Source organism: Methylomonas sp. MED-D (assembly GCF_050276835.1).
GTDB lineage: Bacteria > Pseudomonadota > Gammaproteobacteria > Methylococcales > Methylomonadaceae > Methylomonas > Methylomonas koyamae_A.
In genome coordinates this window covers 4237822-4254388 of the sequence record NZ_CP189965.1, presented here as the reverse complement: position 1 = coordinate 4254388, position 16567 = coordinate 4237822, and the positions used below count along the sequence as shown (strand labels likewise).

Sequence of the window (16567 nt, the reverse complement as noted above, 5' to 3'; positions counted from 1 at the left end):
AAACCTGGATGCGCGGGCCGTTGCCTTAGCGTGCGCCGCGCGGCGGGGTGGTTGGCTGGGAGTCGGGAAAACGGTCATGCCCATCATGCATCGACTTTAAAACGGATTCGGCGCATGTTCCGCCAGCCGGCAACGACCAACAGCAAGCTAGGCAAGCTCACACCGAGGCAAGCCAGCGGCAGATTGGAGCGTCGAAACGCATCGGCCGGCGCCGGGTGCCGGAATTGCGGAATGGCCTGGTAATCGTTAAATTCCGGCTCGTCCCGAACAAATTTCGGAAAATAAAAAGCCCGCAGTCGTTGGTGATAGTCGGCGACCGCTTCCAGAAAGGCCTGCTGGTAGTCCTGGCCCTGCCCCGTCAGTTGCTGAACCGTGTGCTGATAGACGATGGCCGGCGACAAAAAGCCTAGTCGTTCGACCAGTTCGCGTTGATGGCCTTGCTGGGCCGCGAACTCGGCCCGGCCGGGTGCCATTACCCGCTGGGTTTCCTCGTCCAACGCGACGCGGGTCTGGATGAAGTCGTCGGCATTGACACTTGAGGATGGCGGCACTCGCTCGGGATGATCGATCAAGTATTTGCCCAGCAATGCGCTCTTACGCTTGCCGACTTCAATAGTGGCTTCGCGGCTGGCGTCGATGAAGGCCATCCGCGAGGGTAGCGGATACCACTGTTTCAAACCTAGATTCAGGCAGCCCGGCAACACCACCACCAAGGACAGCCACAGTCCCGCCAATAGCAAACCGTTCTCGGCGCTGCTCTGACCGCGCGAATTGACCCAAAAGGCGCAGGCAAACCAAAAAAGTAGATACGCCGTACTGACCAGCAACCAACCGCCCCAAGCCGCGACAAAGCTTGGCGCGTCGGCGGGCGGTGCTGCCAGCCACAGCGCCAGACTCAACGGGAGCAGCGTCAACACGACGAAGCATGCGGATCTGACAGCGAAGCGGGCGGCCATGACGCGTCGCGGCGGAACCGGTTGGCAGCCGAGCAGGGCCAGCGTGCCTAGCTCGCGTTCGGCGGACAATTGGTTGTAAGTCAGCAGCAAAATCGCGATCGGCAATAGCGTAAGGATCGCAAACGTGGCATCGAAGCGGCCGAACAGCAAGCGCAACGGGTTTTCCAGCGTGCGATGCAAACGCTCGTCGTAAGCGCCGCCGACTTCCCACGCGTTGACCAGAATACAGGCGTTGTACAGATCGGTTTGGCCGACGGTCAGCGCCGCCAAGTCACCGTTTTGCCGGCAGATATGTTGCGCCATGCCGCCCAGGGTCAGCGCGTAGCGCGGATCGCGTTCCCGCTCCGCGACGGTTTTGGCCGGCGGCTGGTTTTTAGCGCGCAGCTCCTTGGCCATGTTCAACAATTCCTCGAAATCTTGGCGGCTCTGTTGGGCGTATTCGGCGATCAAGGCATCCTGGCCGGTTTGCCATTGCCTGCCGTTGTTGAAACCGAACAGTAAGGCCGCCGCGCACAGCAAGCTAGTCGCCCAAAATACCCGGTCGTGACGCAGTTGCCGGCACTCGATGCGGCATAAGCTCAAGCTTTTCATACCGAGGCCCCCGATAGCCGGGAAACCGCGTAGCGGGCAAACGTTACCGCCGCGGCCGTCCAAATTAGTAATAAAGCGATGGCTCTGGGATAGGGGCTTAGTGCTTCCCGCCAATCGGGCGGCCGATAACGAAACGCCGGAACGCGTTGGAAGAAGCTCGCGTCGGCTTTGATTAACGTGCTGTCCCAACCGTTGGCGTTCCGAGTTTGATGGCGGGAGACGTAATCGTTGAGGAGGCGGTTCAAGTGGCGACGATAGTGTTCGACTTGCCGGGTAAAAGCTTGATGCTGCGCCGGATCGTTGCCGGCCAGGGCCATCGATAGCAGCGAGACGCCGGCGCTCGGCGCGATCAGCGTGCCCCATTCCAGCAAGCGGTTTTGCCGGGCGTAAATATCGTAGCGTTGGCGGTCGTCACGTTCGCACACCGCCCAGGCCGCTTCCTCGCCGACTTGCATACTCCGGCCCGTGTAATCGAAGGGCAGCTCCTCAACGCGCTCGACCCGGTACTCGGCGAGCAACTGCTTTTGCAAGGTCTGTTCGGCGCTTTCCCAGGATTGGCTCAGATCGGTCATGAAATTGACCCAAAACCGATGAGTGGACGGGATCGGATAAACGTAGCCGCCGACATCCAGCAACATGCGGGGAAGCGCGAACACCGTGACGCCCCAGAACACCAATAGCACTGCCAGCGCGGTGCGCGCCGAGCGGCAACAGGCGGACACGCCGAGTGTCAGAAACAACAGCAGAGTCAGATACAGTCCGTACAACACCACCAGTAAACCGGCGCGGGCCAGTTCGTCGCCGCGCGATTCGGCCGGCGCTAGATAGCCGGCAGTGGCGATACCGAATCCGGCAAGCGGCAACAGTATTGGCAATAGCGCCCGCGCGATGCCGGCCGCCTTGCCCCACAGCAGCAACGAAGGCCGCAGTCCGAGGCTCAGCAATTGTCGCAAGGTGCCTTGCTCGCGTTCGCCGGCGAACGCCGAAAAACCGAGCAGTATCACCAACAGCGGCAGCAGGGTTTGGGCGGCATTGGCCGGGTTCAAGTCGCCGAAGCGCTGCAGCGCGCTCATGTCCTGGGCCGGCGGATATTCCACTTCGCCTTGGATGTGGGCACCATTCAGTATCGAGGCGCCGACGTACGGCTCGATCCCGCCATCGACAATGGTCAGCGGCCGCGGCGTTTTGAAGGCGTACACCCCGTAATGGGCGGCGTCGTGCGGGTGTTTGGGGTCTTGTTGGCCGAAACGCCGATAGTCGTGCTCGGCGGCGATGTCGGCTTGATTTAGCAAATCCAGGTAGTTGCGCCAACCAAACCAACTGGCAGCGATGAATAATGCCAGTATCAACGCAGCCGCTAGCTTGAAACGGCCGTCGCGACGGCATTCGGTGAACTCTTTTTCGGCGATGGCGGCAATCATCAGGCCGGCTCCGTGGCGCGCAAACCGGCCCGCATATAGTCCAGGTAAATCCGCTCCAGTTCGGCGGCGTTGGTGTCGGCGGTTTTAAGTACCGTCAGCAGTTGACCGGCCTTCATGATACCGGCCCGGTGACCGGTTTCCTTGACGCGAAACAAGTCGTGGGTCGCCATCAAGATGGCCACGCCGGCGTTCGCCAGTTTGACCAGCAAGTTGGAAAACTCGTAGGCGGCTTGCGGGTCCAGGCCCGAGGTCGGTTCGTCCAACAATAAAACCTGGGCTTCCTTGGCGAAAGCCATTGCAATGCCGACTTTCTGGCGCATGCCTTTCGAGTAAGCGGCGACCGGACGGTCGACGGCTTCGTCCGGCAAGCCGGCCCGGCACAGAAAGTCGCGTAAGCGGGTTTTGTCATAGCGATGGCCCGACAAGCGGCTGAAATAGTCCAAATTTTCCAGGCCCGAGAGCCTGGGATACAGCGCGACGTTCTCCGGCAAATAGGCGACCCGTTGCCGAACCCGATCGGGGTTTTGGTTGACGTCCAGGCCGGCTATCCTGGCCACGCCGGTGCTGGGCTTGATAAAGTCCAGAAACAGATGAATCGTCGTGGTTTTGCCGGCACCGTTGGCGCCGAGCAAACAGAAAATTTCGCCGGGGGCGACTTGCAGATTCAACGCGTCCAGGGCTCGGATCGCGCCATAGTGTTTGGTCAGTTCTCGGGCTTCTATCATCGGAACGTGGCACCTCGGCAATGAAAAAAAGACTGCCGCGAAAGGCCTTGCTTCCGGGAGATATAAAACCTATATTCGACGCTTAATTTCGATCCGTTTCGAGCGTTTATCGTTATGTCAACCATACAAGTTTCCGAAGATATATTGCCGCTGGGGCAGTTCAAGACGCAGGCTTCCGCGTTGATTAAAAGCATTAATTCCAGTAACCGTTCCATCGTCATTACCCAGAACGGCAAGCCGGCCGCCGTGGTACTGTCGCCTAGCGAATTCGACCGGCTTAATAGCCAAGCCCGATTTGTCTCCGCCGTGAGGCAAGGTTTGGATGACATTCAGGCGGGACGGGTCATAGAGGACGAGCAACTGGCGGAAGTTCTGGAACATAAAATTGCCAACTTGTGAAGTTGCGCTGGAGCGATCGATCCACGGACGATCTGGCCGAGATCTACTGGTATATCGCGCGTAACAATCCCCAAAACGCCAAGCAGTGGGTGGACAAACTCCGAAAGCGTGCCCGAGATGCCGCTCACTCGGCATTGATTGGCCGGATTGTGCCGGAGCTGGGCCAAGCCGATATTCGAGAAGTGTTTGTCGAGCACTATCGAATCGTCTATCGCGTCGAAGACGACGGCATATCGGTATTGACTGTATTCGAAGGGCATCGCGTGCTTAAGCTCTAAACTCCCTGGCTGCATTCGCTCGGTAGTTTCTTCGATGGAGACGGCGAAACACTTAAGCATCGACACGCCCGGCGATGTTGGCTTGTCTGGCTTTGGACGACCGCAGAGCGCTCCGCTTTTTCAGCCAGATATAGACGCCGGTGACCGATAGCATCGCGACCACCAAGCCCATTGCGCAAACGAAGATTTGGAACGGCAGTCCCCAGACTTTTGCCATGTGCAACGCAAACAACCACATGCTCAGGGTCAAGCCGAGGTTTTCGCCGGTCGGTAACAGTAGACCGCCAAACCGGCCGCTGTCGCCGTCGAACCAGATCGCGGTGCCGGCGTGGTCAGGGCTGATGTCGCGGTCGCTTTTTACCACGTACAAATACATGCCCTTCTCCGGTTGATAGGCCAGCGTTTCTTCCGCCAACACCCGCACGTGCGCCGCTTGGGCTTGTTCGTCCATCAAACGCCGGCCGATCGTGTGGGCCTCACGCCAGGCTATGCGCGGTTCCGGGCGCGGTTCCGGCAGATTCGGGACCGGAAATTGCCGTAAGTCCGGCATATCGAACAGCGCGGCCATCACCGGTTGGTAGACGGTTTCGCTCAAATTGAAGCCGACCGACGACCAGGCGAACACGAACAGCATCAGCCAGGTCCACAAACCGCCGGCCCGGTGCAAGTCGAAATTCAACCGAAAGGCCGAGGCCGGCCATTTGATTTTCCACGCAATCGCCCAACGCGACCAAAAGCCGCGCGAAGTTGTTCCCTCTCCTTCAGGGAGAGGGTTCGGGTGAGGGGATTTACGCCGCACCGGAAAGGTCAGGTAAAACGCGACGAAGCAATCGACGGTCCAGATCAGCGCGGCGATGCCGAACAACCAGACCCCGACTTCGTCCAAGGCTAACGAATAGTGCAAGCTGTAGATCACCCGGAGGATGTTGCGGCGGGTCAGCGGCCACAAGCCTTCGTCCTTACCGTAACCGAGCAACTCGCCGGTATAAGGGTCCAGCCGCAGGTTTTGATAAGCCAGCTCGTAGGGTTTGCCGGTCGCCGGATCGGTGCGCGGCGTCAACCCCGCTTCGAAAACCCGGTTGGATTCCCGGCTTAACATCAGTTGGTTGATGTACGCATGCGGTTCCAGCGCCAAGGCTTGGTCGCGCAGTACAAACTCGTCCAGCATCGCCTGGTCGCGGACTTCCACTAGATGCAGGTCGGAATTCAGCCAGTCGTCCAATTCGTGGAAAAAGGCCAGCACGCAACCGGTCAGCCCGGCCACGGTCAAAAAGAACGCCATGTACAAGCCGGCGTAACGGTGTACCAAAACCCAGAAGTGTCGCGTCATATAAAGTTTGTTAAAGGTCGTTTAATCCATAAGACGAATCTCGGCGTTAAATCCAGACAGAAATTTGCGATTTATCGCATCTAGCGACCTAACGGTCATTGTCTCGAAGCAGGAACAGATGGGCCCGGCAGCGGCTTCAGCCGCGATCGAAAGCCCTTCCAATACGCGTGTGTCCGTAATTTGCGCTACGACTTTTCATGCTCGATAAAGAAACTTCGCCTCGAAAGCTCCGTTAATCCTCGGCAGCGTTCTCCCGGCACGGCCGAACGGAAAACCCGCCAACACGGCAGGGAGAATCGGCAACGAGGGCCGTCAATACTCGACGTTGAGCGAGCCGATGAAACTGCGCGGGTTGCTGAAACTGACATAGCCGTAACCGGAGTCTGTCACCGGCGATGCGTCGGTGAAATAGCGTTGGTCCAGCAAGTTGTCGACGTTCAGTTGCGCCGTCACTTTCGATTTGCCGACTTTGAAACTGTAGCCGGTCATCAGGCCGACCAAGGTATTGCCGACCGAGCGGGTTTGGTTATTGGCATTCACGACGTAATCGCGCAAGCTTACGCCGCCGCCGAATTTCAAGCCCTTGGCCGGCCCTTGTTGGATTTCGTAGGTAGTCCAGGCGCTGGCGGTATTTTCCGGCACAAACTGCAAGCGGTTGCCGACTTTGATCTGGCCGGAGGTGTCCGAGCTTTTGGTAACGCGCACGTCTTGGTGGGCGTAGGTCAGGATCGCGTTCCAGCCGGGCAGAATTTCGCCTTGTATGTCCAGCTCCGGTCCGCTGCTATTGACTTCGCCGACCGACAAATAACAAAAATTGTTGCCGCAAGCCGCGCCGCGGGCGACGTCCAGTGTGGCGACGTTTTGTTTGGTCAAATCGTAATAGGCCAAGGACAGGAGCAGCCGGCCGTCGAACAGCTCGGATTTGGCGCCCAACTCCCATTGTTGGGCGGTTTCCGGCGCCAAGGCCTTGCCGAAGGCTGCGCCTTCCACAAACGAAAATCGCCCGGTATTGGCGCCGAAATTCTCGACGTAATTGCCGTAGACGCTGAGCGATGCGGCGGGTTGCCACAGTACCGCGACGCGAGGGGTCACATCGTCGTCGGTTTGCGGCAGGCCGAATGCGTCCGGCAGTAGTACGCCGTCCGCGCCGCCGCGAAATATTTTCGAATGCACATATTGGTAGCGAAATCCGCCCAGCAGGTGAATGTTGTGCGGAAGCTCGATTTGGTCCTGAAGATAGGCACCGAAATTGTCGGTTTTTTGGGCGAAAAGCTGGCGCAAGCTGGGGTCTAATACCAAGCCCGGACCGGGGTGGGCGGGCCGGTTGATGTCGATATCGGACAGCGTGAAACCGATGCCGCCGAAGGTCAGGTCCTGAAAATAATCGGTGGCGTAGTGGTCGCCGCCAACCAGCAAGGTGTGTTTCAACGCACCGGTCGTGAAATGGCCGGTCAGGTCCAGAATATTGGCCAAGGTGTCGTTGGTTTCCGGATTGATTCCGTAAACCACCCGGCTCAAGGTGTTGCCCGCCAAGAAAATCGGCAAGGTGCTGGGGCCTTGCCGCACCTCGCGGCGCCGGAAGTTGACTTGATGCTTGATGCTCCAATCTTCGTTGAACTGATGCGTCCAGTTGAAGCCGGCGAAGTAGCCGTCGGTCGTGGCCAGGTTTTTTTCGCCGAGGTTGCGCTGGTGGGGTAAGTCGATAAACCGGTTGTTGCCGTCGGTCGGCAAAATCATGAAATCCTCGCTGGCCCGCTTATGCTGATACTCCATTTCCAGGGTCGCTTGGGTTTTGGCGCCGATTTGCCACTGGATGACCGGCGCGATGAATTTATCGTCGCTTTCGACCAGATCGCGGTAGGAATGATTGCTTTGAAACGAGGCATTGACCCGGTACAGCAAACTCGCGTCGGGGTTGATCGCGCCGGTCGCATCGACACTGGTGCGAAACAAATCGTAGGAGCCGAACTGCTGGTTGATCGCGTAGTAGGGCGTGGCTCTGGGTTTTTTGGTGATGACGTTGATCATCCCGCCGGGCTCGACCCTGCCGAACAGAATTGCGGCCGGCCCTTTCAGGACTTCCACGCTTTCCACGTTGGCCATTTGTTGACCGTTGCCGTACCAGGTGCTGCCCGCATCCATCCGAAAACCGTTGCGGAATAAGGTGCTGGTCGCGAAGCCGCGCAGCGTGTATTGCTCGGCGTTGCTGGGGCCGGCTGAATTGTTGTTGCCGTTGGCGACGCTGACGCCGCTGATGTTCTTCAAGGCCTGATCGAGGCGTATCACTTGCTGGTCCTTCAAGACTTGCTTGGAAATCACCTGCACGTTCAGTGGCGTTTCCATGATCGGCGTATCGGTTTTGGTGCCGGAACTGGCGTTCGGCAGTGCGTAATCCGGATTGTAGGGATCGGTGGTATCGTAGGCGGCTTGGCCGACCACCTTGACGGCCGGCAAGGTGGCCGCCGCGTCGGGCTTCTCGATATTGTCCGGATTTTGCTGGCTAGGCTTGATTGCCAAGGTATGGTCGTCAACCGTTTGCACGTTCAAGGCGGTGCCTGTCAGCAAATGCCGGAGGGCGTCCGCTCGGCTATAGCGGCCGTCGATGGCCGGGCTGCTCAGGCCGGCCACGCTTTCCGGGCGGAAGATCAGTTGCAGGCCGGTAGCGCGCGAATAAGCTTCCAAGGCCGCCGCCAAGGGTTGCGCCGGCATGTGCAAATCCACATCGGCTTCCACCGCCTGGGCGCTAGCCAACTGCAAGCCGGCCAGCGCCGCCGCCAGCGCCCAGCGAATTATTTTGGACTTGCCGCGAGCGGATGGCTGATGGTTTGATAAGCGGTGGTGGTTCGGCATGGACGCTCTCCTTGTAGACCGGGACACTGTTTTCGATCCCTATGCGCACTAAGCCAAACGAAGAGGCTGTGTACCCTACCTATAAGCGTGAAAAAAATTGCATCGGATGCCGACGACCCTTTGCAATCACATGAGATGAAATTTGCGGAGACGGGGATAAGGCAATACGCTGTCATTCAAAATTGTAACGGTTTGGCTAACCGGAGTAGAAATAAGGCGTTGGCTGAGCGGAGCCGAAGCCAGCGATTTCGCTTCGACTCCGCTCAGCGAGCGGCGTAGCTGATGTTGAGGTGTTCATTCCCCTGCTCCGTTGGGAGAAGGCGTTTTTACTTCGCGTTGAATACTTACTCAAAATTTAGGTGCGATTAGCTTGCGCAATCGCACATCTCGAAGCCAACAATTCCTCCGATTACGCTGCCGCGAATCGGAGCTACGCGGGCTGGCTAATTCACTGAAGCAATCGATGCAAAAATTCGGGACTTTGGGTTTGAGTTTTCGGCAAGCCGAAAACCAGCGGCAGCCGGGCCAGCCGCATTTACACCCGCTTGATGAGGGTGTCATAAAAGCCTCTCTCCCGCGAGGGTTCTGTTTCGACTTTTACGACACCGTCTTGATGGGGAAATAATTCCGGGCTCGCATGACCTTCATTGCCGGTGCCGCCGAAAAATCGCATCGTTCCCGTCGAAACCCGTTGCGGTGCGGTTTGAACAGTCAGGTGTCCGCGTTCGACCGGCAGCGGTGTCGTCGCGACAGGCTAGGTTGCCGTTGATACCGGCAGCGTTCTTACCTCAACACGCGGTATCGCCACAGAAACATCCAGGCTTGCTTGCCGAACAGGCAGACCTTCACGCTGAACACGCAGCCTTTTAATATGAACAGCCAGCGCCGCTTGTTTACCACGCAAGCGTTGCCGATTAGCGGCCAACCGCCGCTGTTGATCGGACACGCGTCGCTGTTCGGCAGAGACGGCTGCCTGTCAATCAGCGGCGGCTCGGTGTTTAGTCGAGATCGTCGCCTGTTCATCGGAGGATGTCCGGTGTCGAGTTGCGGGGCGCCGGTGTTAAACACGCTGCCCTCGGTGTTTGCATCAGAAGCTTGCCTGTTGATCAGGCGTCGCTCGATGTTCAACGGAGGATGGTGGGTGTTTATCGAACATCGGTCCGTGTCCGCAATGGATTGTTCGGTGTTGTAATGGCAACTCGTCGAGTGATAAAGACCCTGGACAGCTTCGATTCGCCCGAACCGCGAAGGATCGAGCAAGAACCCGCCAGATCGGCGGGCAATCTTCCGTCTCGGCAACAATGTAGCTCCGGGTCCGTCGCGCCGACGCTCTCCTTGCCAAGCGCCGCGATCGACAAGTTACGGTGCCGGTAAGGTTCGTCGAAGTTTTGGTGGATAGCGTTGGCGCTCCGACGGAGCAAAGGCGTCGGCGCAATGAGCGAGATCGACCCATTGCGGTCCATCGCTTAGTTTGATCCAATGGCGGCTAATTGATCATTACCGGCCATTATTTGTAGTCGCCGATGATATACATAAATCGTCTAATTACTAGTTAGAAGTCCACACTATGTCAGACCGTGTTCCTTGCCCAGCCTGCGGAGCGCCCATTCTTCTTTCTACCGCAGAAAAGAACGGCGGCCTTTGTATGCCCTGCAAAGGTGGATATCGGAAAAGTATTGATGCATCGAAAATCAGGTACGAGCAAGACAAGAGATTCCGAGAAAGTTCTGAACACAAACACTGGCAATGGCTTGTCGATCAAGTCCATAACACAGAAACTGGTTTTTCAGGTTTATCTCATGGGAACCAACTTTACTTCGCAACAAACTTGGTGAGCGGCGAGGTATACAACGGCGGCTTTGATCAATACTTTCACAACAGTTCGGCTGATTACTTTAGGTTTGCCGTTGAGGGGTTAATGGCAATAGGTGCATCAAAAAGTCTCGCCCTCCTGACGGAAGCGAAGAAAATGTTTTTTGGAGACGCTGAGGTTCCTTCCGATACCTGCGAACGGCGTAGTATTCTGCGTGCTACGGATAGTGAAGCTCAAGTCAAACGAGATAAAGAACTGGATGTTCTTGATCGAGCATTTTGGGCAGACCCTGACAAACTTGGTAAGCGCATGAGTCAATTCGCAAAAGACAATGAACTACATAAAAACTTCTAACCTTACGTTCAAGTTGGCTCTCTCCGGTCGCAGGGACGCGCCTTCGGCCCACGGCTAGCGTTACTATATGGACTCTCTTAGGCGACAAATGCATCTCCGCGAAGCAATAGCTAGATTGAGTGACTGGCCAGAGATGGCCATGATTTTTGCCGAGCGAATTGGTGGCGAGTTTCGACCAGAGTCAGGAGCCGTCGTGCTTGAGCTTTCCGAGAGCGAACTTAGTCGTCCGGTGCGTGAGGTCGCGGCAGAGAGAGCGCCAGGCATGGAGTATTTTTTAGAGGTTTTCGTCGCGCTTGAGGTTGTTGAGGGGATGCGATTGAGTCAGCCACACCAAGAGTTAACCATTGAGCAGATTGTTGAGAGAGTCATTTATTATGGCGAGTATGACGCCTAACCATTCGCGGCAGCGAACGTCGACTGGCCATCGCAGTGCATTCGACGCGTCTCGGGGCCTCCGCCGCCAAGCCTGGCTTGTTGAACGACAGCTTTCTGTAATACAGCCGCCATGCACTGAAATACTTGAGTGTCTCTGATTGGCCGATCACAGACATTCAAAATCTGGCGGGGTTTGAATTGTAACCCGTGGCGGCTTTGCGATCGGAACGACGGGCGGTTTTAATCGGAATGCGTTGTTACTGTTCGAGAGAACGGCGCAAATCCTTGATGAGACGGTAGAGGTGCAATGAATCTGTCGGTGATGGGGCAAAACCAAACCGCTCGTAGAACCGTTTTGCGGGGGCGTCCTTGGCGTGAACCGCAAAAGCACGAATACCGCCAATGTCGGCAGCCTGCAACGTGCGTAGCATCGCGTCTTTTAACAGGCCTGAACCAATCTTGCGGCCTTGCCAGGCGGTGCTCACGGCCAGCCGCGCTAACAACATGACCGGCACAGGGTGACGGGCTAAGCCTTTGGTCAAGCGCTCCGGCGCATCGTTAAAAGCGACTTCGCCCACAACCAGGCTGTAGAAGCCAATGACGTCCTGGTCATGTAGACCGACATATGTTTGCGAAGCGTTGGCTTGCTGGTTGCCGAGGGCATGGCGAATCAGAAAGCGGTCAAGCTCCTCGTGCCCACAGGTAAAGCGATCAACGGGATGATCGCGCCGTAGCTTCTCAATCCGAAACCCCGTCATTCGGTCGTCGGCAGATCAAAGGGGCTCGGCTCGCGAAACAAGCGTTGAATCTGGGGTACAAGTTGTGGCGGCGCATCGAGCGCGGACATAAATTTTTCCCATTGCTCGGCATTGAGTTCAAAGCGTTGTCGCTCGGTAAGCGTTTCGGCGGCGCGTGCCAAGGCACTCGCCAATACAAACTGACTGACCGAGCAATGGGCTGCCTGGGCTGCCGCGCTCAAGGTCTGCTTGGCTTCGGGCGATAATCGCAGGTCAAGTTTGGTGGTGCGAGTCGATTGAATAGCCATAATGCCTCCTATACACAGAGGAGAGCAGTATAGCCGCCAGACGTTGTCGTGACAATTATATCCAAAGTGGATTCACGAGGTCTGAAAACGCCGGATGTTCGTCGGTGACGAACGGCCCTTCTTATCGCTGATAAACCGCATTATCCAACCTTCGCTGAAACCAGGCCATGCCATTATTTTGCCATCCAACTCTGCTTTAAATAAAGCAGCGCGAACACCACTGCCGATTCGACGTCCGCCTCTGAAATTGCGATCGCGAAAATTGAATTTCGCCGAAAGGCAAAATTGCGCTTTGCGTTAAGCGGTTACAAGCGTTGCCGGTTTTCGGCAAATACCACGACGTCCGGCGATGGCCGGCGCGCCTCGGCGTCCAGCAATGCGGCGATGGCGGAGACGATGCCGTTCAGGTCGTCGGCCTTGAACACGCCGCTGATGCGTTGGCTTGCCAGTCCGGGCGAGGCCAGTTGGATGCGGACCGGATGGTAGCGCTCGATTTCAGCGGTGACCTGGGCCAAGCTTTGGTCGCGCCAGATGATTTCGCCGCGCCGCCAGGCTTGGCGGGCTTCGATGTCGATGGCGATCGGCGCGGATTGACGGCCGGACGCGTTGTAGGCCAGTTGCTCGCCGCCGCGCAGCGAGGTGGTGGCGAGAGCTTGGGCATCCGCGCCGGAGCGGACTTCCACTTCGCCTTCGAACACGCTGACCGTGGTGGATGCCGGACCGCGATAGACCGCGAATTGGGTGCCGATGTCGCGGGTTTCGCCGCCGGCGGCCTTGACCACGAAAGGTCGCCAGGGTTGGTGGGCGACTTGCGCGAACAGTTCGCCGCGTTCGAGTGCCAACTCGCGCCGGTCTTTGTCGTATCGAACCGTGACGTCGGTCGCGGTGTTCAATTCCAGCAAACTGCCGTCGGCCAAGGTCACGCCGAGCCGTTCGCCGATGTCGGTATGGTAGTGTTGATAGTGTTCGCCGAAATACGGGTTCCGCCACAGCAGGCCAACCGCCAACAGCAGCGCGGCGGCGATACCGACAGGATAAAAACGCTTGGCGATCGCGCGGCGAGTTGGTTTACCGCTTAACGGACCGGCATAGACTGACTGCAACGGACTCATCGCTTGCCACAGCGACTCCAACGTTTGATATTCGTGGCGGTGGCGCGGGTCGGCGGCCAGCCAGCGCTCGAATTCGAGCCGGTCCGCCGCGCCGCAGTCCGGCGAACGCAGCCGGGCAAACCAAGCGCTGGCGGCTTCGGCCGGCGATGGCGTGTTGGGATGGTCAGACATCGCCGGTCGCCGTCGAGCCGTCGCGTGTCGCTAAAAGGGGGTGGCGATTCATGTCACGGCTCCAGCAAGCCGGCATCGTGCAGGTGCTGCCGGCAAGTCAGCAGGCCGGCGCTGACGTGCTTTTCCACCATCGCCACCGAAATACCGAGGGTGTCGGCGATTTGCGGGTAGGTGAGATTGTGAAAGCGATGCAGAACGAAGGCTTCACGCCGGCGCGGCGGCATCGAGTCGATCGCGGCGCGGATCACGGCTTGAGTTTGCGACAGGCTTAATTGTTGTTCGGGATTGTGGTCCCGGCTGGTTTGCTCTTCGAGCGCCGCGTCGCCATCGTGTTTGGCGTCGTGCCAAGCCCGGCGGTTCAGCACGTTGACGGCTAATTGGCCGGCGATATGAAACAGCAGGGCCTTGGGGCTTTGAATGTCTTGAGCGGGGATGATCTTCAGCAGGCGCCGATAGGCTTCCTGGGCCACATCGGCGGCGTCCTGCGGACAATCCAGGCGTCGCCGCAACATGGCCTGCAAATCCTTCTGGTGGGTTTCGATTAGGCACTGAACCCTGTGCCTTGCCAAGTCGTTCATGCGTTGGGGTGATTGCGTCGAGTGAATGCGTGAATTCTCGCGCATGGTACACCGCAAATTATCGTCGCGCCATGGTCCGGCGAATGACGCGCATCCGTAATGCCCGGTTAGCCGCCCGTGGCCCAATGAGTTCAATATTCGATTTTGATGGACCCCATAAAAGTTCGAGGTGTGCCGAACGCGACGTAACTGGTGTCGTAACCCACGCTGGATGGTATCCGATAAGGTTGAATGTAGGTGTAGTAATATTTGTCCAGGAGATTGTTGACGTTGAATTGCACGCAGATTTTGGATTTGCCGATGTTGCGGCTGTAGGCGGCCATCAAATCCACGGTTTCGTAGCCAGGCACTTCCATATTGGCACCCGATGGGTCGTTAGTCGCCTGATTGTCGCGCAAGGTGATGCCGCCACCGACTTTCAATCCTTGCCATTCACCGTTTTTGAATTCGTAGGTATTCCAAAAGCTGGCGGTATTTCTTGGCACGCCGTAATAACGATCACCCTGGGCGGGGTAGGCATTGAAGGTTTTGGTGGTCACCACATCGGTATTGGCATAAGTCGCTATCACGTTCCAGCCCGGCAGGATTTCGCCTTGAATATCCAACTCGGGGCCGCGGCTGCGCACCGCGCCAGCCACCACGGAGAAACCTTGATTGGGCCGCAGATTGTCATCGGTAGCCACATTGGTTTTGGTTAGGTCATAGTAAGCCAGGGTGGCGCGTAAGCGGCCCCTAAAAAACTCGGTTTTCGCCCCCACTTCCCATTGCTCCGCACTCGAAGGTGGTACTGGCTGGTTGGGATAGACCTTGCCGATATTGGCACCAAAACTTTCGGTGTAATTGCTGTAAATGCTTAGCCAGTCTCGCGCTTGCCACAACAAACCGACGCGCGGGGTCAACGCATCGGCTTGCAACGTAGGATCATCGACGGGCGATGAACCAAAGCTCTGAGTGACACCTTGCTGGTGGATATATTGATAGCGAAATCCGCCGGTGAAGTGCAGATTGTATGGCAATTGCATCTGATCTTGCAGATACAGGCCGTATTGATCGGTGTTTTGCCGGTAGGTAACATGAGCTGTCGGGCCAAACGAAAGACCACAGCGGTTGCCGCAATGCTGGGGATTGAAGATGTCAATCAGCGAAAAATTTCCCGATTGATTTTGGTCAACGTGACGGTCAGTCCGGTAGTAATCGCCACCGATCAGCAAGGTATGTTTTACGCCCGCCGTTGAAAAATGCCCGGTCAAATCCAACGCCGTAGAATAGCTATTGTTCTCGTAAATCGGCGCCAGCAGAAAGCGCGGGATACTGATTTGGTCATCCGCCAGTGCAGGCGTAAAGGGAAATACGCCCGGTTGATTGTCTTTTTGCTGACTAACGGCAATTTGTTGCTTGATCGACCAATCGTCGTTGAATTTATGCGACCAGTTTAAGCCACCGAAATAATGCTGGTATTTACCGGTGGAGAGTTCGCCGTAATTCCGGCTACGCGGAATTCGCAGCAATTGGCCGTTATAGACCGGGTTCATTTGATAATCGACGCCCAAGTCGTCGTGGCTGTATTCCAGTTCCAGACTGATTTGGGTCCTGGGGCTGATCTCCCATTTAAACACCGGCGCAATATAGGCTTTTTGGTTCTTGACGAAGTCACGAAAGGACCCGCTATCCTCGTAGGACATATTCAAGCGATACAATAGGCCGTGATCTTTGCTAATCGGCCCCGTCGCATCAATCGTGCTGCGGAACAAATCATAAGAACCAAACTGCTGTTGTATAGCGTAATAAGGGGTTGCCAAGGGTTGTTTGGTAACCACGTTCACCATGCCTCCGGGCTCGACTAAACCATACAATATCGCCGCCGAGCCTTTCAAAATCTCGACGTTTTCCACATTCGCCATTTCACGAAGTCCGGAGCCCTGTTGCAGACGAAAGCCATTGCGGAAATAGGTGTTCGAACTAAATCCGCGTAAAGTGATGGTCTCCGCAGTCGTATTATCAGTGGGTGTCGCACTGGCAGTCACGCCGCTCACATTTTTAATAGCCTGGGCTAGCGTGGTCACCTGCTGATCCTTCAACACCTGCTTGGATACCACTTGCACGTTCAGCGGGGTTTCCATGATCGGCGTGTCTAGCTTGGTGCCGGCAGTGGCGTTCGGCAGTGCGTAGTCTTGGTTGTAAGGAGCCGTGGCGTCGTAGTCGGCCTTGCCCACCACATTCAAGGCCGGCAAGGTCGTCGTGGATTGGGCTTCGGTCGTAGACGCGGCCACCGTGACGGTGCCGGTTTTGGAAACGCTGGCGTTCAATCCCGAGCCTTGTAACAAAAGTTGAGCCGCGTCGCCGATCGTGAAGTTACCCTTGATGGCGTGACTGTACTTGCCCGCCATTGCTGGTTCCGAATAGAGCATTTGCGCGCCGCTTTGCGCGGCGAATTGCTCCAACCCGGCCGCCAGCGGCTGAGCGGCGATGTCGAAGAGCTGTTTGCCCGGTTCGGCGCGCGCCGGGGCGATTGCCAATAACATTGCCAGTCCAGCCCATTTTGTAATTTCAGCCATGATGATCTCTCGAT

15 protein-coding genes are annotated in these 16567 nt (G+C 57.1%); 4 read left to right on the top strand and 11 right to left on the bottom strand.

Features of this window, described 5'->3' with window-relative positions; translation table 11 throughout:
- Nucleotides 1-83: 83 nt before the first annotated feature.
- The 3 genes from ACQE3E_RS19150 to ACQE3E_RS19140 are packed head-to-tail and all read right to left on the bottom strand — an operon-like array spanning nt 84 to nt 3693.
- A complete protein-coding gene (locus ACQE3E_RS19150; RefSeq protein ID WP_313730675.1) occupies nt 84-1547 on the bottom strand; it encodes a DUF3526 domain-containing protein in 1464 nt (487 codons plus the stop codon).
- Nucleotides 1544-2968, bottom strand: a complete 1425-nt coding sequence (locus ACQE3E_RS19145; protein WP_313730676.1) for a DUF3526 domain-containing protein — start codon at nt 2966-2968, stop codon at nt 1544-1546. The genes ACQE3E_RS19150 and ACQE3E_RS19145 overlap by 4 nt, the downstream gene beginning before the upstream one ends.
- Nucleotides 2968-3693, bottom strand: coding sequence for an ABC transporter ATP-binding protein (locus tag ACQE3E_RS19140; protein WP_313730677.1), 726 nt, complete (start codon nt 3691-3693; stop codon nt 2968-2970). The genes ACQE3E_RS19145 and ACQE3E_RS19140 overlap by 1 nt, the downstream gene beginning before the upstream one ends.
- A 114-nt stretch (nt 3694-3807) precedes the next feature.
- On the opposite strand from ACQE3E_RS19140, the gene ACQE3E_RS19135 reads away from it, so the two are divergent.
- Entirely contained in the window at nt 3808-4092 is a 285-nt protein-coding gene (locus ACQE3E_RS19135; protein ID WP_313730678.1) for a type II toxin-antitoxin system Phd/YefM family antitoxin, read from the top strand.
- Entirely contained in the window at nt 4089-4370 is a 282-nt protein-coding gene (locus tag ACQE3E_RS19130; RefSeq protein ID WP_071156007.1) for a type II toxin-antitoxin system RelE/ParE family toxin, read from the top strand. The genes ACQE3E_RS19135 and ACQE3E_RS19130 overlap by 4 nt, the downstream gene beginning before the upstream one ends.
- 52 nt (nt 4371-4422) lie before the next feature.
- Here ACQE3E_RS19130 and ACQE3E_RS19125 read toward each other — a convergent pair whose 3' ends face one another.
- The 3 genes from ACQE3E_RS19125 to ACQE3E_RS19115 all read right to left on the bottom strand — a co-directional run bounded on the left by ACQE3E_RS19125 (nt 4423) and on the right by ACQE3E_RS19115 (nt 9573).
- Nucleotides 4423-5700, bottom strand: a complete 1278-nt coding sequence (locus tag ACQE3E_RS19125; protein WP_427500947.1) for a PepSY-associated TM helix domain-containing protein — start codon at nt 5698-5700, stop codon at nt 4423-4425.
- 312 nt (nt 5701-6012) lie between these two features.
- Entirely contained in the window at nt 6013-8550 is a 2538-nt protein-coding gene (locus tag ACQE3E_RS19120; RefSeq protein ID WP_313730680.1) for a TonB-dependent siderophore receptor, read from the bottom strand.
- A 783-nt stretch (nt 8551-9333) separates the two neighbouring features.
- On the bottom strand, nt 9334-9573 hold the full coding sequence (locus tag ACQE3E_RS19115) for a hypothetical protein (RefSeq protein WP_313730681.1): 240 nt from the start codon (nt 9571-9573) through the stop codon (nt 9334-9336).
- A 544-nt stretch (nt 9574-10117) separates the two neighbouring features.
- Here ACQE3E_RS19115 and ACQE3E_RS19110 point away from each other — a divergent pair.
- Complete coding sequence (locus ACQE3E_RS19110) at nt 10118-10717, top strand: DMP19 family protein (protein WP_313730682.1); 600 nt, start codon at nt 10118-10120, stop codon at nt 10715-10717.
- Nucleotides 10718-10856: 139 nt separating this feature from the next.
- A complete protein-coding gene (locus tag ACQE3E_RS19105; protein ID WP_313730683.1) occupies nt 10857-11111 on the top strand; it encodes a hypothetical protein in 255 nt (84 codons plus the stop codon).
- Between the two features lie 238 nt (nt 11112-11349).
- Here ACQE3E_RS19105 and ACQE3E_RS19100 read toward each other — a convergent pair whose 3' ends face one another.
- From ACQE3E_RS19100 to ACQE3E_RS19080, 5 genes are all read right to left on the bottom strand, one after another.
- Nucleotides 11350-11850, bottom strand: coding sequence for a GNAT family N-acetyltransferase (locus ACQE3E_RS19100; protein WP_313730684.1), 501 nt, complete (start codon nt 11848-11850; stop codon nt 11350-11352).
- The gene (locus ACQE3E_RS19095; protein ID WP_313730685.1) at nt 11847-12137 is read right to left on the bottom strand and encodes a DUF1778 domain-containing protein; all 291 of its coding nucleotides are present in this window, start codon (nt 12135-12137) and stop codon (nt 11847-11849) included. The genes ACQE3E_RS19100 and ACQE3E_RS19095 overlap by 4 nt, the downstream gene beginning before the upstream one ends.
- Nucleotides 12138-12442: 305 nt before the next feature.
- Nucleotides 12443-13420, bottom strand: a complete 978-nt coding sequence (locus ACQE3E_RS19090) for a FecR family protein (protein WP_313730686.1) — start codon at nt 13418-13420, stop codon at nt 12443-12445.
- Between the two features lie 53 nt (nt 13421-13473).
- Nucleotides 13474-13998: an RNA polymerase sigma factor gene (locus ACQE3E_RS19085; protein WP_427500946.1), complete on the bottom strand. Its 525-nt coding sequence runs from the start codon at nt 13996-13998 to the stop codon at nt 13474-13476.
- Nucleotides 13999-14129: 131 nt separating this feature from the next.
- Nucleotides 14130-16553, bottom strand: coding sequence for a TonB-dependent siderophore receptor (locus tag ACQE3E_RS19080; protein ID WP_313730688.1), 2424 nt, complete (start codon nt 16551-16553; stop codon nt 14130-14132).
- Between the last annotated feature and the right edge of the window lie 14 nt (nt 16554-16567).

Excerpts from the sequence above, each read along its gene's own strand:
- ACQE3E_RS19150 (WP_313730675.1), bottom strand. The coding sequence starts at position 1,547 with ATGAAAAGCTTGAGCTTATGCCGCATCGAGTGCCGGCAACTGCGTCAC.
- ACQE3E_RS19145 (WP_313730676.1), bottom strand. The coding sequence starts at position 2,968 with ATGATTGCCGCCATCGCCGAAAAAGAGTTCACCGAATGCCGTCGCGAC.
- ACQE3E_RS19140 (WP_313730677.1), bottom strand. The coding sequence starts at position 3,693 with ATGATAGAAGCCCGAGAACTGACCAAACACTATGGCGCGATCCGAGCC.
- ACQE3E_RS19135 (WP_313730678.1), top strand. The coding sequence starts at position 3,808 with ATGTCAACCATACAAGTTTCCGAAGATATATTGCCGCTGGGGCAGTTC.
- ACQE3E_RS19125 (WP_427500947.1), bottom strand. The coding sequence starts at position 5,700 with ATGACGCGACACTTCTGGGTTTTGGTACACCGTTACGCCGGCTTGTAC.
- ACQE3E_RS19120 (WP_313730680.1), bottom strand. The coding sequence starts at position 8,550 with ATGCCGAACCACCACCGCTTATCAAACCATCAGCCATCCGCTCGCGGC.
- ACQE3E_RS19115 (WP_313730681.1), bottom strand. The coding sequence starts at position 9,573 with ATGAACAGGCGACGATCTCGACTAAACACCGAGCCGCCGCTGATTGAC.
- ACQE3E_RS19110 (WP_313730682.1), top strand. The coding sequence starts at position 10,118 with ATGTCAGACCGTGTTCCTTGCCCAGCCTGCGGAGCGCCCATTCTTCTT.
- ACQE3E_RS19105 (WP_313730683.1), top strand. The coding sequence starts at position 10,857 with ATGATTTTTGCCGAGCGAATTGGTGGCGAGTTTCGACCAGAGTCAGGA.
- ACQE3E_RS19100 (WP_313730684.1), bottom strand. The coding sequence starts at position 11,850 with ATGACGGGGTTTCGGATTGAGAAGCTACGGCGCGATCATCCCGTTGAT.
- ACQE3E_RS19095 (WP_313730685.1), bottom strand. The coding sequence starts at position 12,137 with ATGGCTATTCAATCGACTCGCACCACCAAACTTGACCTGCGATTATCG.
- ACQE3E_RS19090 (WP_313730686.1), bottom strand. The coding sequence starts at position 13,420 with ATGTCTGACCATCCCAACACGCCATCGCCGGCCGAAGCCGCCAGCGCT.
- ACQE3E_RS19085 (WP_427500946.1), bottom strand. The coding sequence starts at position 13,998 with ATGAACGACTTGGCAAGGCACAGGGTTCAGTGCCTAATCGAAACCCAC.
- ACQE3E_RS19080 (WP_313730688.1), bottom strand. The coding sequence starts at position 16,553 with ATGGCTGAAATTACAAAATGGGCTGGACTGGCAATGTTATTGGCAATC.